The 21,121-nt window shown below is 65.9% G+C and carries 19 protein-coding genes, 1 tRNA gene and 2 pseudogenes; 18 read left to right on the forward strand and 4 right to left on the reverse strand.

Annotated elements, in window-relative coordinates:
• A pseudogene (locus D4765_RS19730) lies at positions 1–85 on the forward strand (HAD family hydrolase); the annotation flags it as partial.
• A gap of 87 nt (positions 86–172) precedes the next feature.
• Here the strand turns inward: D4765_RS19730 and D4765_RS13030 are convergent.
• Positions 173–643: pseudogene (locus tag D4765_RS13030) on the reverse strand (TetR/AcrR family transcriptional regulator); the annotation flags it as partial.
• 269 nt (positions 644–912) lie between these two features.
• On the opposite strand from D4765_RS13030, the gene ileS reads away from it, so the two are divergent.
• The 4 genes from ileS to ndk all read left to right on the forward strand — a co-directional run bounded on the left by ileS (position 913) and on the right by ndk (position 7,036).
• Positions 913–4,425: an isoleucine--tRNA ligase gene (ileS, locus tag D4765_RS13035; RefSeq protein WP_136642742.1), complete on the forward strand. Its 3,513-nt coding sequence runs from the start codon at positions 913–915 to the stop codon at positions 4,423–4,425.
• Positions 4,418–6,091 (forward strand): bifunctional folylpolyglutamate synthase/dihydrofolate synthase, encoded by a 1,674-nt coding sequence (locus D4765_RS13040; RefSeq protein ID WP_237280425.1) that lies wholly within the window; start codon positions 4,418–4,420, stop codon positions 6,089–6,091. Before ileS ends, D4765_RS13040 begins: the two co-directional genes overlap by 8 nt.
• Positions 6,088–6,531, forward strand: a complete 444-nt coding sequence (locus tag D4765_RS13045; protein WP_136642743.1) for a DUF4233 domain-containing protein — start codon at positions 6,088–6,090, stop codon at positions 6,529–6,531. The genes D4765_RS13040 and D4765_RS13045 overlap by 4 nt, the downstream gene beginning before the upstream one ends.
• Before the next feature lie 88 nt (positions 6,532–6,619).
• Complete coding sequence (ndk, locus tag D4765_RS13050; RefSeq protein WP_136642744.1) at positions 6,620–7,036, forward strand: nucleoside-diphosphate kinase; 417 nt, start codon at positions 6,620–6,622, stop codon at positions 7,034–7,036.
• Positions 7,037–7,069: 33 nt separating this feature from the next.
• Here the strand turns inward: ndk and D4765_RS13055 are convergent, their stop codons facing one another.
• Positions 7,070–7,678, reverse strand: a complete 609-nt coding sequence (locus tag D4765_RS13055) for a vitamin K epoxide reductase family protein (protein ID WP_136642781.1) — start codon at positions 7,676–7,678, stop codon at positions 7,070–7,072.
• A 278-nt stretch (positions 7,679–7,956) separates the two neighbouring features.
• Between D4765_RS13055 and D4765_RS19735 the strand changes: the two genes are divergently transcribed.
• On the forward strand, positions 7,957–11,160 hold the full coding sequence (locus D4765_RS19735) for a ribonuclease E/G (RefSeq protein ID WP_237280426.1): 3,204 nt from the start codon (positions 7,957–7,959) through the stop codon (positions 11,158–11,160).
• Positions 11,161–11,267: 107 nt separating this feature from the next.
• Here the strand turns inward: D4765_RS19735 and D4765_RS13065 are convergent, their stop codons facing one another.
• Positions 11,268–11,540, reverse strand: a complete 273-nt coding sequence (locus D4765_RS13065) for a DUF4031 domain-containing protein (protein WP_136642745.1) — start codon at positions 11,538–11,540, stop codon at positions 11,268–11,270.
• A gap of 205 nt (positions 11,541–11,745) precedes the next feature.
• Between D4765_RS13065 and rplU the strand changes: the two genes are divergently transcribed.
• The 11 genes from rplU (at position 11,746) to D4765_RS13120 (ending at position 20,162) form a co-directional block, all read left to right on the forward strand.
• Entirely contained in the window at positions 11,746–12,054 is a 309-nt protein-coding gene (gene rplU, locus D4765_RS13070; protein ID WP_136642746.1) for a 50S ribosomal protein L21, read from the forward strand.
• Positions 12,055–12,069: 15 nt separating this feature from the next.
• On the forward strand, positions 12,070–12,348 hold the full coding sequence (rpmA, locus tag D4765_RS13075; protein WP_136642747.1) for a 50S ribosomal protein L27: 279 nt from the start codon (positions 12,070–12,072) through the stop codon (positions 12,346–12,348).
• A gap of 120 nt (positions 12,349–12,468) precedes the next feature.
• Entirely contained in the window at positions 12,469–14,118 is a 1,650-nt protein-coding gene (gene obgE, locus D4765_RS13080) for a GTPase ObgE (RefSeq protein ID WP_136642748.1), read from the forward strand.
• Positions 14,115–14,909 (forward strand): glutamate 5-kinase, encoded by a 795-nt coding sequence (gene proB, locus D4765_RS13085; protein WP_420824537.1) that lies wholly within the window; start codon positions 14,115–14,117, stop codon positions 14,907–14,909. The genes obgE and proB overlap by 4 nt, the downstream gene beginning before the upstream one ends.
• Before the next feature lie 56 nt (positions 14,910–14,965).
• Positions 14,966–16,234 carry a glutamate-5-semialdehyde dehydrogenase gene (locus tag D4765_RS13090; RefSeq protein ID WP_136642749.1) on the forward strand — a complete coding sequence of 423 codons (1,269 nt, stop codon included), beginning with the start codon at positions 14,966–14,968 and terminating at the stop codon, positions 16,232–16,234.
• Between the two features lie 64 nt (positions 16,235–16,298).
• Entirely contained in the window at positions 16,299–16,523 is a 225-nt protein-coding gene (locus D4765_RS13095) for a hypothetical protein (RefSeq protein WP_136642750.1), read from the forward strand.
• A 57-nt stretch (positions 16,524–16,580) separates the two neighbouring features.
• Positions 16,581–17,201, forward strand: coding sequence for a nicotinate-nucleotide adenylyltransferase (gene nadD / locus D4765_RS13100; protein WP_136642751.1), 621 nt, complete (start codon positions 16,581–16,583; stop codon positions 17,199–17,201).
• Entirely contained in the window at positions 17,198–18,550 is a 1,353-nt protein-coding gene (locus tag D4765_RS13105) for a hypothetical protein (RefSeq protein WP_136642752.1), read from the forward strand. The genes nadD and D4765_RS13105 overlap by 4 nt, the downstream gene beginning before the upstream one ends.
• A gap of 23 nt (positions 18,551–18,573) precedes the next feature.
• A complete protein-coding gene (gene rsfS / locus D4765_RS13110) occupies positions 18,574–18,948 on the forward strand; it encodes a ribosome silencing factor (RefSeq protein ID WP_136642753.1) in 375 nt (124 codons plus the stop codon).
• Between the two features lie 114 nt (positions 18,949–19,062).
• Positions 19,063–19,138: transfer RNA gene (locus tag D4765_RS13115), tRNA-Ala, on the forward strand.
• Positions 19,139–19,673: 535 nt separating this feature from the next.
• Complete coding sequence (locus tag D4765_RS13120; RefSeq protein ID WP_136642754.1) at positions 19,674–20,162, forward strand: DUF805 domain-containing protein; 489 nt, start codon at positions 19,674–19,676, stop codon at positions 20,160–20,162.
• An 87-nt stretch (positions 20,163–20,249) separates the two neighbouring features.
• Here the strand turns inward: D4765_RS13120 and D4765_RS13125 are convergent, their stop codons facing one another.
• Complete coding sequence (locus tag D4765_RS13125) at positions 20,250–20,774, reverse strand: DUF4190 domain-containing protein (protein ID WP_136642755.1); 525 nt, start codon at positions 20,772–20,774, stop codon at positions 20,250–20,252.
• A gap of 122 nt (positions 20,775–20,896) precedes the next feature.
• Between D4765_RS13125 and D4765_RS13130 the strand changes: the two genes are divergently transcribed.
• Complete coding sequence (locus tag D4765_RS13130) at positions 20,897–21,070, forward strand: multidrug transporter (protein WP_136642756.1); 174 nt, start codon at positions 20,897–20,899, stop codon at positions 21,068–21,070.
• Positions 21,071–21,121 lie beyond the last annotated feature (51 nt).

Here is a 21,121-nt window from a genome sequence, read left to right on the forward strand (position 1 = left end):
CCAGGGCATCGACAAGGCCTACGGAATGAACAAGCTCGCCGAGCTCACGGGCATCCCGCTCGACGACATGATCTTCGTGGGCGACGAAGGGGGCGAGGGAGCCGCGGTCGGGGCCGGCGGCGGCCCATTCTTGGGCGGCGGCGACGAGGGCGCTGGTGAACGAGTACGCGATGGTGCGGGGGAGAAGGGCGGCGGGGTCGAGCCCGAGGCGAACTCCGGCGAAGGTCGCGAGGATGCCCGCCCAGCGCGTGAAGCGGGCGAGTGCTGACGCCTGCACTTCGCCGACGGCACCGATGAGGGGGTGTTGGGTGAGGATCCAGGGCACTCGTGACGGACCGAACTCCGCGGCAACCGTGGTGAGGGCTCCGCAGAGGGCATCGGTGACGGGATCGGCGGCGGGGCGGGCATCCAGAGCCGATGTCAGGGCAGCGAAGGTGGAGTCGACGTCGACCCAGAACACGTCGCTCTTGCCTTCGAAGTAGTTGAAGAAGGTGGTGCGGCCGACGCCCGCGCGCTGCGTGATCTGGTCGATGGTGGTCTTGGCGTAGGTGTTCTCGAGAAAGAGCTCGAACGCGGCGTCTTCGAGCAGCTCGCGCGACGACGACCGCGGGCGGCCCCTCGACGGCTTCGGATTCTGGTGCACGAGCAAAGTCTACGAGCGACGAGGGGCGTGTAAGATTGCTGCCAAAAGACTATGAGCCGGTCATCACCGGGGAGTCGCCGGAAGAACGGTTGAGCCGCAAGGTTCAGCCCAGTAGAACCGGCCGGGTCTGGCCCGTCACAGCCAAAGAACAAGCGATTCGCCGGGCCGAGAGGTACGGGGAGTAAGCGGGCTGGTACCGCGCCGCGCACGAGAGTGTGGTGGCGTGCTCGTGGAACAGGCAGCAGCAGAAACAGCCTTCCAGGAGAATCATGACCTACCCCAAGCAGTCACCCGCATCGGCCTTCGGCCGCGCCGCCACGAACGGCCCCGCCGCCGCAGCCGCCCCACAGCCCGTCACCCCGAGCCCCAGCTTCCCCGCCATCGAAGAGCAGGTGCTCGCCTTCTGGAAGGCCGACGGCACCTTCGAGGCATCCCTTGCCGAGCGCGAGGCGCAGAATGCCCCCGAATGGGTCTTCTACGATGGCCCTCCCTTTGCGAACGGTCTGCCGCACTACGGCCACCTGCTCACGGGTTACGCCAAAGACCTCTTTCCCCGTTTTCAGACCATGCGCGGCAAGCTCGTGCACCGCCGGTTCGGCTGGGACACCCACGGCCTGCCGGCCGAACTCGAAGCCATGCGCCAGCTCGGCATCACCGAGAAAAGCGAGATCGAGGCGATGGGCATCGCCGAGTTCAACGCTGCCGCGCGACAGTCGGTGCTGCAGTACACCGGCGAGTGGGAAGACTATGTCACCCGCCAGGCCCGCTGGGTCGACTTCGAGAACGACTACAAGACGCTCGACACCACCTTCATGGAGAGCGTGATCTGGGCATTCAAGCAGCTGCACGACAAGGGACTGGCGTACGAGGGCTTCAGGGTGCTGCCCTACTGCTGGCACGACGAGACCCCGCTCAGCAACCACGAACTGCGCATGGACGACGACGTCTACAAGATGCGCCAAGACCAGACCGTCACAGTCACCTTTCCCCTCGTGGGCACGAAAGCCGAGGCGCTCGGCCTCACCGCCGTGCGCGCCCTCGCCTGGACCACTACCCCGTGGACCCTGCCCACCAACCTCGCCCTCGCCGTGGGCCCCGGCATCTCGTACGCCGTCGTGCCCTCTGGCCCGAACGGCACGCCCGACGCCGAAGTTCAGCGCGAGACGGCGACTCCGGATGCCCTGACCGACGTGCTCGGTGCCGAGTACCTTCTGGCCGAAGACCTGGTGGGCAACTACGCCAAGGAGCTGGGCTACGACTCGGCTGACGAGGCCCGGGCATCCATCAGCCGCACGATCACCGGCCGCGAGCTCGCGGGCGTGAAGTACGACCGGCTGTGGGACTACTACGCCGACGTCGAGGCCTACGGCACCGAGAACGCGTGGCAGGTTCTGGTGGCCGACTACGTGTCGACCACCGAGGGCACCGGTATCGTGCACCAGGCGCCGGCCTACGGCGAGGAAGACCAGAAGATCTGTGAGGCCGCCGGTATTCCGGTGATCATCTCGGTCGACGAGGGCGCCCGGTTCTTGCCGAACATCACCGAGGTGGCGGGGCTGCAGGTGTTCGAGGCGAACAAGCCGCTCACGCAGCTGCTGAAGGCGAACGGCCGCCTGCTTCGCCAGGCGAGCTACGAGCACTCGTACCCGCACTGCTGGCGCTGCCGCAACCCGCTGATCTACAAGGCGGTCTCGAGCTGGTTCGTGCGCGTCACCGAGATTCGCGACCGCATGGAGGAACTCAACGAGCAGATCGAGTGGGTGCCCGAGAACGTGAAGTACGGCCAGTTCGGCAAGTGGGTCGGCAACGCTCGCGACTGGTCGATCTCCCGCAACCGCTACTTCGGCTCGCCCATCCCGGTGTGGAAGAGCGACAACTCCGAGTACCCGCGCATCGACGTCTACGGCTCGCTCGACGACCTCAAGAACGACTTCGGCACCCTGCCGCTGAACGCCGAGGGCGAGCCCGACCTGCACCGCCCCTTCATCGACGAGCTCACCCGCCCGAACCCCGACGACCCCACCGGGCAGTCGACGATGCGCCGCATCGATGACGTCTTCGACGTGTGGTTCGACTCGGGCTCGATGCCCTTCGCCCAGGTGCACTACCCGTTCGAGAACCGTGACTGGTTCGACAGCCACAGCCCCGCCGACTTCATCGTCGAGTACATCGGCCAGACCCGCGGCTGGTTCTACACACTGCATATTCTCTCCACCGCCCTGTTCGATCGCCCTGCGTTCAAGAATGTTGTCAGCCACGGCATCGTGCTCGGCAACGACGGCCAGAAGATGTCGAAAAGTCTGCGCAACTACCCCGATGTGAGCGAGGTGTTCGATCGCGACGGCTCGGATGCCATGCGGTGGTTCCTCATGAGCTCACCCGTGCTCCGCGGCGGCAACCTCGCGGTCACAGAGGAGGGCATCCGCGAGTCGGTGCGCGCGTTCCTCCTGCCGCTCTGGAACACCTATTACTTCTTCACCCTCTACGCCAACGCCGCCGGCCCCGACGGCTACGAAGCCACCTGGCGCACCGACTCGACCGACGTGCTCGACCGCTACCTGCTGGCCAAGACGCGCGAGCTCATCCGCGACGTCACCAGTGACTTCGAGGCCCTCGATTCGACCACCGCCGCCGCGAAACTCCGCGACTTCGCCGACGTGCTCACGAACTGGTACGTACGCCGCTCACGCGACCGCTTCTGGTCGGGTGACGGCACCAGCACCGAGAGCCGCGAGGCATTCGACACCCTGTACACCGTGCTCGAGACCCTCACCCGGGTGGCGGCCCCGCTGCTGCCGTTGATCGGCGAGAACATCTGGCAGGGCCTCACCGGCGGCCGCAGCGTGCACCTCGAAGACTGGCCGAACGAGAACGGCTTCCCGGCCGACCCTGGCCTCGTGCACACCATGGACCAGGTGCGTGCCATCAGCTCCACGGCCCTGTCGCTGCGCAAGCAGAACGGTCTGCGCGTTCGGTTGCCGCTCGCCCAGCTCACCATCGTCACCGAGAACACCGAGGCCCTCGCGCGCTTCGAGTACATTCTGCGCGAAGAGCTGAACGTGAAAGCCGTCACGCTCGTCGAGCAGAGCCCCACGAGCGCCGCCGACTTCGGCATCACCTCGAAGCTCACGGTGAACGCCCGCGCCGCTGGCCCCCGCCTCGGCAAACAGGTTCAGCTGGTCATCAAGGCCGCCCGCTCGGGCGACTGGAGCGAAGAGAACGGCGTCGTCACAGCCGGCGGCATCGCCCTCGAACCGACCGAGTACGAGCTGGTGCTCGAGACGGGTGCGGCGGGCCCCGGGCATCCTGAGCCAGCTGATTCGTCGGCTCCGGATGCCCAGGCCCCTGCCCTCGCACTCGCCCTGCTGCCCGGCGGAGGTTTCGCCCTGCTCGACACCACCACGACACCCGCTCTCGAGGCAGAGGGCCTGGCGCGCGACGTGATTCGCGCCGTACAGGAGACCCGCAAGTCGGCCGGCTTCGACGTGAGCGACCGCATCACGCTCGACCTCGTGTTCTTCGCCGACGCCGATGCCGCCGCGGTGAAGAGTGCCCGGGTCGTCGCCATCGACGCAGAGACCCTCGCCACCCGATTCACCGTGGTTTCACCCCGCGACTTCAGAAACCTCGAGCAGTATCGTGGAGTCTTGGTTTCGGAGTGGATCGGCCGGCTCGTGTCGACCGCCCCCGAGCACTACGCCCTGATCGATGCGGGCCGTTACGCCAACACCGATGCGTTCATCGTGGCCGTGAGCCGCGCAGGAGGAGTTACCAATGTCTGATCCCACCAACACCGACGGTGACGACGCTGCCCTCGACGGCGGCCGCCCGCCCCGCAACCCCGACGACGAGCTCTTTCAGCTCTACGACGAGTCGCCGGTGAACGAGGGCTACGGCGACGACCCGGGCGACGGTGTGCACCGCGACCGCAGCACGAAAGACCGCAGCGAGCAGGGCGACGGTGAGGGCGACGGCGACGAGTACTCCGACGACGAGCTCTTCGCCGACGACCGCACCGAGTTCGAGATGGCCGACGCCTACGACGAACAGCTCGTGACGGGTGCTGGCGACGGCGAGAACGCTGACCAAGACGACCTGCCCGACGAGTTCGTCGAGGCCGGAGACGAGGTGTACGCCGAGCTGCTCACGCGCCTCGGCGAAGCGGCTCCGCAGCCCCGGCTCTCGGCCACGCGCAAGGTGGTCGAGCTGCTCGGCGACCCGCACCACGCGTACCCGATCATCCACATCACCGGCACGAACGGCAAGACCAGTACGAGCCGCATCACCGAGGGCATCCTGCGCGCCTACGGGCTGCGTACCGGCCTGTTCACGAGCCCGCACCTCGAGCGCCTGAACGAGCGCATCGTCATCGACGGCAAGCCCATCAGCAACGAGGCGCTCGCCGCGAACTGGGCCGACATCAGTCCTTTCATCGGGCTGGTGGATGCTGAACTCACCGGTGCCGGCGAACCCCGCCTCACGTTCTTCGAGGCCCTCACTGTTCTGGCGTACGCGTCGTTCGCCGACGCGCCGATCGACGTGGGCGTCATCGAGGTGGGCATGGGCGGCGAGTGGGATTCGACCAACGTAGCCGACGGCCAGGTCGCGGTGTTCACCCCCATCTCGCTCGACCACACCGCGCGCCTTGGCAACACCGTCGCCGAGATCGCCCGCACCAAGTCGGGCATCGTGAAGCCGGCGGCACAGGTGGTCACGGCCCGTCAGGAGCCAGAGGCCTTCGCCGAACTGAAACGGGCCGCCGAGCTCAGCGAGTCGAACCTCGTCGCCGAGGGCGAGAACTTCAGTGTTCTCTCGACCAGCGTGGCCGTGGGCGGCCAGATGGTGTCGATCAAGGGCATCGCCGGCACGTACCGCGACATCTTCCTGCCGCTGTACGGCAGCCACCAGGCCCAGAACGCGGCGGTGGCGGTTGCCGCTGTCGAGTCGTTCCTCGGCGGAGGAGCGACCGCGCTCGTCGACGACGTGCTGGTCGAGGCGTTCGCCACGGCCACGTCGCCCGGCCGCCTGCAGCTGGTCGGCACCGAGCCGACGGTGCTGGTGGATGCTGCACACAACCCGGGCGGAGCGATCGCGCTCGCGGCGGCGGTGAAGGAGTACTTCTCGTTCGAGAAGGTCGTTGCCGTCGTCAGCGTGCTCGACGACAAAGATGCCGAGGGAATCATTCGAGCGCTCGAACCCGTCGTGAACGAGTTCGTCGTCACCCAGTCGGGCTCCGACCGGGCGATCGACGCCGACGAGCTGGCGTCGATCGTTGTGGGCATCGTCGGCGCCGAGCGGGTGGTGGTCGAACTCGACCCCCGCGTGGCGGCCGAGCTGGCGAGGGAGTCGGCGGGGGCATCCGATCGCGGAGCGGTGCTCGTGACCGGGTCGATCACGCTCGTGGGCGAGATCATCACGCTGGCCCGTGACGAGGGGTGGAAGCCGTGACCGAGCCGCTGCCTGCCGGCGAGCCGCACGACGGTGGCGAGCCTCATGCGCCAGCCGCGCCGCGCCGCGGTGGCCGCCAGCAGCGCCAGCGCCGCCAGCGCACCGTTCGCGAGAGCCTCGCGTCGATCGTGCTCGGGTTCGAGTCGGTCATCATGTTCTTGGCCACGCTCGCCATCTTCGGCCTGAAGGCGCTGCCCTGGCCGGTCGCGCTCGGCGGGGGAGCAGCGCTCTGCGTGCTGCTGCTGGCGACCATCCCGTTGCTGAACCGGCCGCTCGGCATCGCTCTCGGCTGGGCCCTGCAGATCATCATTCTCGCGTCGGCCCTGCTGGTGCCGCTGATGCTGATCGTTGCCCTGCTGTTCGGCGGAATGTGGGTGTTCTGCATGATTCGCGGCAGCAGAATCGACCGTGACAACGCCGAACTCGCACGCAACGCCTGATTCGCCGGCACGTGCACGTGCACCTGCACCCGCACCACCAACAACCTCAATCGCAACCTCAAACCCCAGAAAGCAGAAGACTGTGACCGTGAACGTCGAAGAAACCCTCGTACTCGTCAAGCCCGACGGCGTGGCCCGCAACCTCATCGGCGAGATTCTTCGTCGCATCGAGACCAAGGGCTACCAGCTTGTCGACATCAAACTGTTCGAGCCCGAGCGCAGCCTGCTCGCTGCCCACTACGAAGAGCACGAGGGCAAGCCGTTCTACGAGCCGCTGATCGAGTTCATGGAGTCGGGCCCCGTTCTCGCCGTGCGTGTCGCCGGCAACCGCGTCATCGAAGGCTTTCGCTCACTGGCCGGCACGACCGACCCGAGCACGGCTGCTCCCGGCACCATCCGCGGTGACCTCGGCCGCGACTGGGGTCTGAAGGTTCAGCAGAACCTCGTTCACGGTAGCGACTCGCCCGAGTCGGCAGCCCGCGAACTCGCTCTCTGGTTCAGCTGAGCCTGCGGGTCACACACTCACGGTTCGGGATGCTCAACTGTTCGTGAGCGACGCGATCGCGTCGAGGCGCAACTGCGCCAGCACCGCGATCACGAGGTACGACAGAATCACGAGCATCCAGATGAACGGATAGAAGAGGGCCACGACGTTTCGTACCGCAACCGGTACGGGAATGTGGCCCTCTTTGAGGTTGTAGGCGGTGACATACCAGAACAGCGGAATCACCGTGACCCACACGACCATGCAGTACGGGCAGAGCGTGCCGAGCACGAAGATGCTCACGCTGATCAGCCAGATCACGAAGACCAGGGCGAGCGCGATGCCCACGTTGAACAGCACCCAGAACCACTTTGCGAAGCGCGCGCCGGCGAGGATGCCCACCCCCACCACAATCACGGCGACGAAGCATGCCACCCCGATGATGGGGTTCGGAAACCCGAAGAGCGAGCCCTGGGCGCTGGCCATGTTCGGCCCACAGCTGACCAGCACCGAGATGTTGCACGAGGGTACGTAGCTCGGGTTGATGAGGGTCTCGATCTTCTCGAGCGTGAGCGTGAACGAGGCCACCCAGCCCACGACCCCGGCAACAATGAGAAAGATCGCCAACCCGATGGGGCGGCGTTGGAGCGCTGTTTCTGGCATCACTGTGGCATTCTCGCACACCGGTTTGCCCCCTCATCTGGGAATGCGTGCGATAATTGAGCCATGCCAGACGGGCCGCGCCCGAATGACAGCAAAAAAGCTTTTCGAGCCTGCCTGAACCGGGCGCTCGAGTAAAAGAAACACACGAATGATCGACCAGAGCTCAAGCCGGTCGGTTGCGTGAAGGATTTGCGAGTCTCACGAAGGTGAGAATTCGCACGAGAGAGTACCCGGGTAGGCGGCGCGGTCGCCTCACCAGGGCTAGGAGTGCACCAGTAATGGTGGAAGACAATACCCACAGTGAGCAAGATCCCCCGGTCAAACGACGGTCACGGCTGTTCGGTGGGCGGAAGGCTGCACGCAAGGCGGCAGAGAGCTCAGCTCTCGCCCTGCCTGTGACGGGCGAGGCCCGTACGCCAGCCCTGCCCGATCCGACGTCTCCCGGCACCGTCGACCGCCCGGCCACGCGAGCGGCTGCAGACTCCTCTGCGGCCCCGAACGGCCAGGCGACGACCTCAACAGATGTGAAGGTTTCCGTGAACGATTCAACAGGTTCAGACACTACGACGGGCGAGAACATCGAGGCGGGTTCGGGTGAGCCGTGGCTCGAGCCCGAGCTGAGCCAGGCTCCGGCCGCTCCGCAGACGCCGGCGCCGCGCACGACCACGTCGCTGCTCTTCCAGGCCCCCGACATCCAGCCGCTGCCGCCGCGCGCCGGCTCAGGCCGCCGCGACCGCGAGTTCGACGACGATTTCGACGACTACGACCGCCGCGACGGTGCTGCCGCTGGTGGCCGAGAGGGCCGCGACGCGAACCGCGACCGTGACCGCGACAGTCGTGACAACCGGGATCGTGACAGCCGCGACCGCGACAGCCGTGACAACCGCGACCGCGACAGCCGTGATCGTGATCGTGACAACCGCGACCGTGACTCGGCTCGCGACAACCGCTCCGGCGGCCGCGGTGACAACCGTTCAGACACCCGCAGCGACAACCGCGCCGACAACGGCGACTTCGACGACGACCGTGCCGCCCGCGACAGCGATGCCGACACCACCGTCAGGCGCCGCACCCGCCGCCGCAGCGGTGACGAGAGCCGGCTGCCGGATGATCTGCCGCCGAACACCGTCGTCAAGGTTCGCCCGCCCCGCCAGGTGCAGGCCCCCGAGCTCATCACCGAGCCGCAGCGCATCAAGGGTTCGACCCGCCTCGAGGCCAAGAAGCAGCGCCGCCGTGACGGTCGCGATGCAGGCCGCCGCCGCCCCGTCATCACCGAGGCGGAGTTTCTCGCCCGGCGCGAGTCGGTCGACCGCAGCATGATCGTGCGCTCGAGCCATGACCGTATTCAGATCGGCGTGCTCGAAGACGGCGTTCTGGTCGAGCACTACGTGGCCAAGGCTGCCGAAGCCTCGCTCATCGGCAACGTCTACCTCGGTCGCGTGCAGAACGTTCTGCCCAGCATGGAAGCCGCCTTCGTCGACATCGGCCGCGGCCGGAACGCCGTGCTCTACTCCGGCGAGGTCGACTGGGATGCCGCCGACACGGGCAACCAGCCCCGCCGCATCGAACTCGCACTGAAGCCGGGCGACACCGTGCTCGTGCAGGTCACCAAAGACCCTGTCGGTCATAAGGGCGCCAGGCTCACGAGCCAGCTCTCGCTGCCGGGCCGGTACCTCGTGTACGTGCCGAACGGCAACATGAACGGCATCAGCCGCAAGCTCCCCGACACCGAGCGCGCTCGCCTGAAGAAGATCCTCAAAGAGGTTCTGCCCGAGAACGTGGGCGTCATCGTGCGCACCGCCGCCGAGGGTGCGAGCGAAGAGCAGCTCACGCTCGACGTGAACCGTCTGATCAGCCAGTGGGCGGCCATCAGCACCCAGGTGAAGACGCTGCAGGCTCCCGCGCAGCTGCACGGCGAGCCTGACCTGCTCATCAAGATCATTCGTGACGTCTTCAACGAAGACTTCCACAAGCTGGTCATCAGCGGTTCAGACGCCCGCAGCACCATCGAGACCTACCTGGCCCAGGTTGCTCCCGACCTGGTCGACCGCATCGAGGTCTACGAGGGCCAGAACGACATCTTCGACCAGTACCGCATCAGCGAGCAGATCGAGAAGGCGCTCGACCGCAAGGTCTGGCTGCCCTCTGGCGGATCGCTGGTCATCGACCGCACCGAGGCCATGACCGTGGTCGACGTGAACACCGGCAAGTTCGTCGGCTCGGGCGGCAACCTCGAAGAGACCGTCACCAAGAACAACCTCGAGGCGGCCGACGAAGTAGTGCGCCAGATGCGCCTCCGCGACATCGGGGGCATCATCGTGGTCGACTTCATCGACATGGTGCTCGAGTCGAACCGCGACCTCGTGCTGCGCCGACTCGTCGAGTGCCTCAGCCGCGACCGCACGAAGCATCAGGTGGCAGAGGTCACCTCTCTCGGTCTGGTTCAGATGACCCGCAAGAAGCTGGGCCTCGGCCTGCTCGAGTCGTTCAGCGAGCCCTGCGAGGTGTGCGCCGGTCGCGGTGTGATCGTTCAGCACGACCCCTCCTCGAAGCACCGCGGCCAGCAGCAGACGCCGCAGCCCGAACGTCGTGCCCGCTCGAAGGGCGGCAACGGTGGTAATGGCGGTGGCAACAGCGGCAACGGTTCGAACGGCAACGGCAACGGCAATGGCAATAGCAACGGATCCAACGGCAACGGCTCCTCGTCGTCGAACGGCTCCTCGCACGCCCCCGGAGTGACGCACAGCATCACCCCCGCCGCCCAATCGGCTCTCGCGAAGATCGCGGCCAGCACCATCGCCGCGGCCAACGGCGTGAAGCCCGAGCACGCACATGGCGCCGCTTCGACCCCGGCCACCGATGCCGCCCTCAGCGAACTCGTCGCGACGCTCGAAGAGAGCGTCAGCATGGGCTCGAATGCCGACCATGCTGCTCCGGATGCCGCACCGGCCTTGTCGGCCGACGCATCCGCTGCCCGTGCCGATGTGGCTCAGGGTACTGGCGAGCCGTCGTCAACCGCAGAGCCGACCGAGCCCGCCCCGGAGCAGGCTTCGGCCGAGCCGTCGCAGCGTTCGCGCCGCAACTCGCGCCGGTCACGCAGCCAGCGTGCAGCAGCAGGAGCCGACGCTCAGCCCGCTGAGGGCGTTGTCGCCACCGAATCGGCAGCAGTGTTCGCCGAGTCGGCACCGGCTTCCTCCGGTGCGGCGACAGCGCCCGTGACCTCGGCGCCCGCCGAGTCGACGCCGGTCACATCGACGGCCCCGGCATCCGGTGGGCACACCGAACTCCCGCTGTTCGACATCCCCGCGGCGGCAGCGCCCCAGCGCCGCAAGCGCGAGGATGCGGCCAAGATGCTCGACTCGGTGCTCGAAGCGCTTCCTGAGCCTAAGCAGCCCGGGCAGGGCCGTTCGCGCAGCCGCAGGGTCTCCACGGCGGCGCTCAGCGCCCCGGTGACGCCCACCATCGACAAGAAGACCGACTAGCGACTGTCTCCGATCTGCCGGCCGCGCGCTTCAGCGTGCCGGCAGATCAGGGGCGCGTGATCAGACGCAGGCAGTCGCGCACATGAGGCGGCCACTGTGCGGCCGTCTCACTTCGCGGGTCGGTCACGCCCAGCGACACGCAGGCCGCTGGTGCGGAGCGCGAGTACGATCTCGCGCATGGTCGCGGGCCGGGCGCCCGCTGCCACCAGTTCGTCGTACCGGGCCTCCGGTACGTCATAATGGTCTAGATCGAACCCGCGGCGGGGAATACCCTGACCGGCCGCGAACCGGTGCAGCTCGTCGAGCGACGTGTCACTCACCAGGTGTGACCACAGAGTGTTGTGGGCAGGCCAGCGTGGCACATCGATGAGCACGGTCATCCCGTCAGTCTACGAACGTCACGCGGCAGCCAGCCACGGCAGCACGACCAGCCACGCCGGTGCGTTTGACCGGGGTAGCCGCATCGGCTAAAGTAGACCGTTGGTGCGCGCACGGCTTTGCCCGCGCAACCGATACAAGTTTTTTGCCCCTGAATCGCAGGGGCTACTGTGGCTAATTGGCCTTTTTAGAGAATAGGTACGTGAAGTGGTTTACGCAGTTGTGCGCGCCGGTGGTCGGCAAGAAAAGGTAGAGGTCGGCACTATCGTCACCCTCGACCGAATCAAGGCCGACAAAGACGGCAACATCCAGCTGGCAGCGGTGTTGCTGGTCGACGGTGAGAAAATCACGTCTGACTCGGCGAAGCTTGCCAAGATCACGGTCACGGCTGAGGTTCTCGAAGACCTCCGCGGCCCGAAGATCGTCATCCAGAAGTTCAAGAACAAGACCGGATACAAGAAGCGCCAAGGCCACCGCCAGGAGCTCACTCGTGTCAAGGTCACCACGATCAAGTAAGGGCAGGTAGAACAAATGGCACACAAAAAAGGCGCGAGTTCTACTCGCAACGGTCGTGACTCCAACGCTCAGCGTCTCGGCGTGAAGCGCTTCGGCGGCCAGGTCGTCTCCGCCGGCGAGATCATCGTTCGCCAGCGTGGCACCCACTTCCACCCCGGCGTGAACGTCGGCCGTGGCGGCGACGACACTCTGTTCGCTCTCGAAGCGGGCTCCGTGCAGTTCGGCCAGAAGGGTGGCCGCAAGGTCATCAACATTGTGGTTCCGGTTGCCGAGGCTGTCGCGGTTTCCGCCTAGTCAGGTATCTCTTGTTTTGGCAGGGGCGGGCTTCGGCTCGTCCCTGTTTTTTTTAGTTCGGCCTGTTTTTTTTAGTTCGGCCTGTTTTTTTAGTTCGACAAGTCTTTAGAAGGAGAGCAAATGGCAACGTTTGTTGACCAGGTGACCCTCCATCTGCGTGCCGGCGACGGCGGCAACGGGTGTGTCTCGATCAAGCGCGAGAAGTTCAAGCCGCTGGCCGGCCCCGACGGTGGCAACGGTGGCAATGGCGGCGACATCGTTCTCGAGAGCTCGCCGCAGACCACGACCATCCTCGACTTCCACCGTCGGCCGCACCGTTCGAGTGAGAACGGCGGCCCCGGCATGGGCGACCACAAGAGCGGCTTCACGAGCGGTGAGCTCGTGCTGAACGTTCCCGTGGGCACCGTGGTCAAAGACGCCGACGGCACCGTGCTCGTCGATATGGACGAACCGGGAATGCGCATCGTCGTCGCCCCGGGTGGCCAGGGCGGCCTCGGCAACGCGGCGCTCGCCTCCAGCAAGCGCAAAGCCCCCGGTTTCGCTCTGCTCGGCACGCCGGGCTGGGAAGGCGACGTCTTTCTCGAACTGAAGACCGTTGCCGACATCGCGCTCGTGGGCTACCCCTCCGCCGGCAAGTCGAGCCTGGTTGCAGCCATGTCTGCGGCCAAGCCGAAGATCGCCGACTACCCCTTCACCACCCTGCACCCGAACCTCGGTGTCGTTCAGGCCGGCGAGACCCGCTACACGGTCGCAGACGTTCCCGGCCTCATCGAGGGTGCCAGCGAGGGCAAGGGCCTCGGGCTCGAGTTCCTCCGCCACGTCGAACGCTGCAGCGCCCTGCTGCACGTGCTCGACTGCGCCACGCTCGACCCCGGCCGCGACCCCATCAGCGACCTCGACATCATCTTGGTCGAGCTTGCGGCCTACCCGGTTCCGGATGGCCAGCTGCCGCTGCTCGAACGCCCCCAGCTCATCGCGCTGAACAAAATAGACGTACCCGAAGCGCGTGAACTCGCCGACTTCGTGCGCGCCGACCTCGAGGCGCGCGGATACCGTGTCTTCGAGATCTCCACCGCCAGCCACGAGGGCCTACCGGCACTGTCGTTCGCGCTGGCCGAGATCGTTGAGAAGGCCCGTGCAGAAGCCGCTGACGACGCGGCCAAGCCCCGCATCGTCATCCGCCCGCAGGCCGTCGACACAACCGATTTCGTGGTCAAGGTCGAGGGTGGTTCGTTCGGCAACATCTACCGTGTGCTCGGCCAGAAGCCGCAGCGCTGGGTGGCCCAGACCGACTTCACCAACGAAGAGGCCATCGGCTTCCTCGCCGACCGCCTGGCGAAGCTGGGCGTCGAAGACGAACTGTTCCGCGCCGGCGCCGTGGGCGGTTCGACCGTGGTCATCGGCCCGGGCAACGGCATCATCTTCGACTGGGAGCCCACGCTCACCTCGACCGCCGAACTGGTGACCGCACCCCGCGGCACCGACCCGCGCATCGACCAGAACAACCGCCGAACCAACCAGACCCGTCGTGAGCGTTACGTCGAGATGATGAACGCCAAGTCTGAGGCCCGCGCCGAACTCGTGCGCGAGAAAGAGGCCGGTCTCTGGGGCGACGAGGAGGCCGATGGCCTCACCGTGCCCGACTACGACAGCGAGGGCCGCACCGGCGACACGGGCGACAGTTCTGCTGACAGCAGTGCTGCTGCAGATGTGACTGCGGATGCCGTTTCCGCGGATGCCGCTGGCGAGAGCTCGCGGGAAGACGCGTGAACCGAGGCCCGATCGCGTCGCGCGAGCAGATCCCCAGCGCACGCCGCGTGGTCGTGAAGGTCGGCTCGTCGTCGATCAGCGGGGAGAACGCCGGCCAGATCGGGCCGTTGGTCAGTGCCTTGGCTGAGGCTCACGGGCGAGGCGCGGAGGTCATCCTCGTGTCGTCCGGTGCCATCGCCACGGGTATGCCCTACCTGCAGCTCGACTCGCGACCGACCGACCTCGCCACCCAGCAGGCCGCGGCCGCAGTGGGCCAGAACGTGCTCATCTACCGCTACCAAGACAGCCTCGACCGCTTCGGCATCGTGGCGGGCCAGGTTCTGCTGACGGCCGGCGACCTCGAGAACCCGAGCCACCGCATGAACGCCCAGCGCGCCATGGAACGCCTGCTCGGCCTTCGCATCCTGCCCATCGTGAACGAGAACGACACCGTCGCCACGCACGAGATCCGGTTCGGCGACAACGATCGCCTCGCCGCGCTTGTATCGGTGCTGGTGAAGGCCGACCTGCTCGTGCTCCTGTCCGACGTCGACGCGCTGTATACGCGGCCGCCACAGGAGCCCGGCGCCGTGAAGATCGTCGATGTGACGGTCGGCGACCTGCTGGCCGATGTCACGTTCGGTGATGTGGGCGCGGCCGGTGTGGGCACCGGGGGAGCTGCGACGAAGGTCTCGGCCGCCCGCTTGGCTGCGGATGCCGGTACCGCCGTTCTGGTGACCTCGGCCACTCTCGTGAGTGAGGCGCTCGCCGGGCATCCGATCGGCACCTTCTTCGAGCCGGCCACCGCCTGACCGCTCACTTCGGTCGTACCGGGCGCTGTGTCGTACCGGGGCCGTAGAATTTGAGCATGCCGCACACGACGCTCGACGCCCCCACGCTCACCGAGAAGCTCGTCGCCGCCCGCTCGGCCTCGATCACGCTCGCCACGGCCAACGCCGACCTCAAAAATAGTGCTCTCGATGCCATCGCCCGCGCCGTCGCAGGGGGAGCCGACGTCATTCTGCCGGCTAACGAGCTCGACCTCGCCAATGGCCGCGAGAACGGCCTCTCGCAAGCGTTGCAAGACCGCCTGTCGTTGACCGAGGCGCGGCTGAGCGCCCTCGCGGCGGCCGTGACCGAGATCACCGCGCTGGTCGACCCCGTGGGCGAGACCGTGCGTGGGCGGGTTCTGCCGAACGGAATCCGCATCGACCAGGTTCGGGTGCCCTTCGGCGTGGTCGGGGTCATCTACGAAGCGCGGCCGAACGTCACGGTCGACATCGCGGCCCTCGCCCTGAAGAGCGGCAACGCCGTGGTGCTGCGGGGCGGTTCGGCGGCCCAGAACACGAACGCGGTGCTGGTCTCCCTGATTCAGGATGCCCTGGCCTCGGTGGGGCTACCCCCCGAGTGTGTGCAGACCATCGATGAATTCGGGCGCGACGGTGCGCGCGAACTCATGCAGGCCCGCGGGTTCGTCGACGTGCTCATTCCGCGGGGCAGCGCGTCGCTGATCAACACGGTCGTGGCCGAATCGAAGGTGCCGGTGATCGAGACCGGCGCCGGCGTGGTGCACGTTTTTCTCGACGAGTCGGCGAACCTCGACTGGTCGGTCGACATCGTGCAGAACGCGAAAGTGCAGCGGCCGAGCGTGTGCAACGCCCTCGAAACGCTGCTGGTGCATCGGGGGGCGGCCGCGCGGGTTCTGCCCGCGGTGCTCGGGCGGCTTCGGGAGTCGGGCGTGGTCATCCATGCCGACGATGAGACCAGAGCCCTGTTCGCCGACGCCGTGCCCGCCACCGAAGACGACTGGCAGACCGAGTACATGAGTCTCGACCTCGCCGTGCGCGTGGTCGCCGACATCGACGAGGCGATGCAGCACATCCGCACGTATTCGACTCACCACACCGAGTCGATCATCACGAACGACCTCACAAACGCTGAACGTTTTCTCAACGAGGTCGACTCGGCCGCGGTCATGGTCAATGCGTCGACGCGGTTCACCGACGGCGGCGAGTTCGGCTTCGGCGCTGAAGTGGGCATCTCGACACAGAAGCTGCACGCGAGAGGCCCCATGGGGCTGCCCGAGCTCACCAGTACCAAGTGGCTGGTGCGCGGCAGTGGCCAGGTCAGGCCGTAGCGATGCCGGGCCATAGAGATACACTGGTATCGCGCCACGCTCTAACCTCAATCCGGGAGAATCAATGTCAGTTGTGACAAGTGCCATCGTTTTGTCAGAAGACGTTGTCAACCAGCTGCCCATTCCCGGGTTCTTCTTCGGTTTGATCGCGTTCGTCATTTTTCTGGCGCTCGGCCTCGTCATGTGGAGCTACCGTGACGTGGCGAACCGCCACCCCAAGAAGTCGGCCGAGTTCGCCCAGTCGCACAACCTGCACGGTCACGGCGACCGCACCGGGGCCGACCACTAGAGAGCCCATCAGGCCCCCAGGCTCTGAGCCTGTGAGCTCTGTGGCACTCCACCGACCATGACGGCCATCACTTCGGCGCTGCCCGGCGCACCACGGCGCCCACGCATCGGCATCATGGGCGGTACGTTCGACCCGATTCATCATGGGCATCTCGTCGCCGCGAGCGAAGTCGCCCAGTTCTTCGACCTCGACACGGTGCTGTTCGTGCCCACGGGGCAGCCCTGGCAGAAGACCACGGCAACCGAGGCCGAGCACCGGTATCTCATGACGGTGATCGCCACAGCATCCAATCCCCGGTTCACCGTGAGCCGCGTCGACATCGACCGCGACGGCCCCACGTACACCATCGACACGTTGCGCGATCTGAAGGCAGCCAACCCCGATGCCGACCTCTTCTTCATTTCGGGAGCCGACGCCATCGCTCAGATTCTGGGTTGGAAAGACTCGACCGAACTCTGGTCTCTCGCCCATTTCGTCGCGGTCTCCCGGCCCGGCCACACCCTCGCCATTTCCGCTTTGCCGCGACAAGACGTAAGCTATTTGGAAGTTCCGGCGCTTGCGATATCGTCAACCGATTGTCGCGGGCGGGTTGGCCGGGGATTCCCAGTGTGGTACTTGGTACCCGACGGTGTAGTTCAATACATCACCAAGCATCACCTATATCGGAGTGTTGAATGACTGTGCCTCACGACGAGCAGCCGCTGACCAGGCGGCAGCTCCGTGACCTCGAGCGTCAAAAACCGCGCAAGCAGCAAAAAGAAGAGGCCAAAGCCCTCGACGAAGCTGAAGCGCAGCGCAAGGCTGACGAGGCCACCGCAGCGGCTCGCGACAAAGCGGAGTTCGACGCCCAGGCCGCAGCCGCCGTCTCGAACACGCCCGCGCCCGCTGTTGAGACCATTGAGCCTGAGCCTGTTGAAGTTGAGTCAGAATCGGTCACCGGCGAGCACATTCTGCCCGTCTCCGATGCTGACTCAGACGGCACCGATGTGAGCGGCACCGAGGCAAGCGTCGTCGATGCAGACGTCGTCGATGCCGAGGTTGTCGACGACACCGGTTCGCACTCCTTCGACGATGTGCTCACGGGTGTCGCCACCATTGCTCCCGCTCCGAACCTCAGCCGTCGGGCCCGCCGTGCACTCTCCGCCGATCACCCGTTCGCGGGCACCGATGCCGATACGAGCCGCGATGCAGACGAGCATCCGGTACCAGCTGGCGAAGCTGCCCCGGCCACCGGCCCCATCATCGCCGAGATCGTGCCTGAAGACCTCAGTGCCGGCTTCGGTGCCGACCTTGCGACCGACGCGAACACGATCATCCAGCACGACGACGATGCCGACCATGCCAGTGTCGAGCCCACCGAAGAGCCTGAAGCCGAGGCGCCCGCGCCGGTGATTGAAGAGCTCATGGTGGTCGACGAGGTGCAGCCCGCCGACATCTCGGCCGCCGAAGAAGACGAGCTCGCCGAGATCGACGACACGCCGGCTCCGGATGCCGTACACATCATCACCATCGACGACGGGTCGAGCGCGCCCATTCTCGCGCCGCTCTTCCAGGCTCCAGCCGAGCGCGAGGTCGTAGCCTCTGACCCCACCCTCGCCTCGTTCGACGACCTCATCGCCTCGCGCGGTGTCGGCTCGTCGAACATCGCCTCGACCAGCGCTCTCGTGCTGCCGTCGGTGCCCAACCACGGCGACGTGGGAACAGCGCTCGACGAGACCGGTGAAGTCATCATCACCGGCTCGATCGACCTGCCCATGAGCCTCGGCTCGACGGGCGCGGCTCCGGCCGACGGCCTCGAATCAGCCGAACTCGACGCTTTTCTCGACTCAGACGCCGAAATCGGTTCTGATGTCGCCCCCGTGAGTGCCACGCGTGCCATCAGCACCCACGGCACCAACTCCGGACTGGTCGCTCCGCCCAAACGCCGTGGAGCAACCGCTCCCGTCGTGTTGGCGGTCACGGCCGGTGTGCTCGCCATCGGGGTCGTCGGCCTCCTGCTAGCCGCATTCGTTTTCCGTATCTTCTAGACCCGTTTGGTAACCCACACTTCGTGACTGCAACTCCTCGCTCCATAGAAATCACCCAGATCGCTGCCGCGGCAGCCGACTCGAAACAGGCCGCCGACCTGGTCGCCCTCGACGTGACCGGCCCGCTGCCCCTCACCGACATCTTTCTCATGGCCTCCGGTCGAAACGAACCCAACGTTCGCGCCATCGCCGAAGAGATCATCGAGAAGGTCGAAGAGTTCGGTGCCCCTCTGCTTCGCCGTGAAGGCCTCTCTGAGGGCCGCTGGGTACTGCTCGACTTCGGCGACGTCATTGTGCACGTCTTCCACGATGAAGACCGCATGTTCTACTCGCTCGAGCGGCTGTGGAAAGACTGCCCGGTCGTGCCACTGAGCATCTCGGTCGACCAGGCGCACTAGATTCACTCGGTCTACTGGGTGCTCCTTCCCAACCTGAAGCCGTCTCGGTTTCGTGAGAGGGCCAGCATGTAGTAGCCTAAACAAGTTGTTTCGGGCCGAAAGGTTTGAGATTTCGGGGCTGTGGCGCAGTTGGTAGCGCACCTGCATGGCATGCAGGGGGTCAGGGGTTCGAATCCCCTCAGCTCCACCACACAGAACAGGCTCACCCGAAAGGGTGGGCCTGTTCTTTCGTTCAGGGGCACACTGAACCCGGTTTTATTGCACCCCGGGCGAGCAGATTCCGTGCTGAGCTGCCGGTGTTCGCCCCCTCCGTCGGCCGCCCGCGTGCTTCGCGCCGACACGTGTTGTGCCGAGGTGTCGGTTTGGGGCGCGGGTGTGACGGTTAGGCGCAAAGCGCCCGCGATGGCTGGGAGGTCGGTGGTGGCGGACTGTTCCACGTGAAAGGTGACCTCGGGGTTCGCGACGAGGTTCGCATACCAGGAGCGCGGCCGGTTGGGCGTGCCCGTGATGTAGTAGATCCTTTCCACGACGACAGAGGGCACCTGTTTTTACCGAAAAGCGCTACTTTGTCACAACTCCCGTGCACGTCGGCGGGTTTTCGCTACCATGTGCTTAGCGGGGGCATGGGGCAGATGCAATTTATTGCGCTGGTTTCACTGGATTTGCCAGCGCCGCCGTCGTAACAACGTTTATTCGATCGATTCTGAACCTCTGAGGAGAACCTCGTGACTATTCCCCCCGCGCCACCGGCGCCGCAGTCGAACGCGTCGTACAAAGAGGGCCCCGTTCCTCTGTGGGCGCCCTACTACAACGCCCCCCTCGGCGAGGCCGTGCGCCGCTTCTTCAAGAAGTACGCGACGTTCACGGGTCGCGCGAGTCGAGCTGAGTACTGGTGGTGGGCTCTCGTGGCCGCGGTGATCGGCATCGTGGGCGAGATTCTTCTCGTTGCGACCGGCGCCGGCATGGTGAATTCTGACGGCACCGTGAACTCGATCAGCCCCGGTTACGTCATCGTGGCCATCGTTTTCTCGCTCTATGGGCTCGCTACGATCATCCCGACCCTCGCACTGATTGTGCGTCGCCTGCACGACGGAAACTACGCCGGCTGGTTCATCTTTCTCGGCCTGATTCCGTTCGTGGGCGGCATTATTCTGCTGGTGTTCGTGCTGCTGCCCCCGAAGCCAGAGGGCGCACGTTTCGACATCGCCGCGTAGCAGAGACAACTTCGCCGGTTGACGCGAAGAAGCCCGCCGGTCGTCAAGACGGTCGGCGGGCTTTCGGGTGCCGAATGTTCTTCGTCGTCAGTACTTCGAGGTGTAGCCGGATGTGTGCCCGGCGGTACTGAAGAGTATGACGATGAACACGATGTAGGCGATGACGCCCAGAATGGCGAGCCCAGTGAAGGCGTAGCCCATGATGGTGCCGGCCAGGGCGAGGCCGCGGCCCGACTCCCCAGACTTCTTGATCTGGCTGAGAGCGATGTGGCCGGTGACAATTCCGCCGATCGGTACGACGAAGCCCAGCACGAGGGCGATGATGGCGAGCACGTTGGTGCTCGCGGTGCCGGGCTGTGCGCTGGCGCTGGACCCCGCGCCATAGCCGTAGGGTGCTGCGGCGGGAGTAGAAGTACTTGCGTACGGGTTCGCCGGGTGCTGGGTGGGCGGTGCGGGAGGTGCCGAGGAGATGAGCGGAGGCGGGTACTGCCCGGGCTCGAAGGTGGGTTGGCTTTTCGGCGGGTACTGGCCGGGGGGCGGGTACTCCGCGGGCTGGGAGGGTTCTGCACCAGCGGGGTGCTGCACGGGAGGAATCGGGTTCGGGTCGCTCATCGGTCATCGCCTTCCGACTGCCGATCGGTTCTGTGCAGCCTGCACCGATTCTATCGAGCAGGTGTTTCGGTACCGGTGCACAATCCCTTTCGAAGGGGAGTACAGCCCGGTACCGTTCGATCATGCCCACAGATGAAGAGAAACCCGAACGATCGGATCGCGAAGAACAGCTCATGACGGCACCGAAAGCCGACGCATCCGATGCCGCGCCCCGCATCGATGTGACCGAGCGACCCGACGGGGTGACCCGCATCAACGTTCGCGACGACGCGAAATACCGGCCGGGCCGGGCCTAGTGCGGCTTCCGCGGCTTCTGAGGCTGAAGATCGATGGCTACGAACTGCGGG

Source organism: Subtercola vilae (assembly GCF_004923255.1).
Lineage (GTDB): Bacteria > Actinomycetota > Actinomycetes > Actinomycetales > Microbacteriaceae > Subtercola > Subtercola vilae.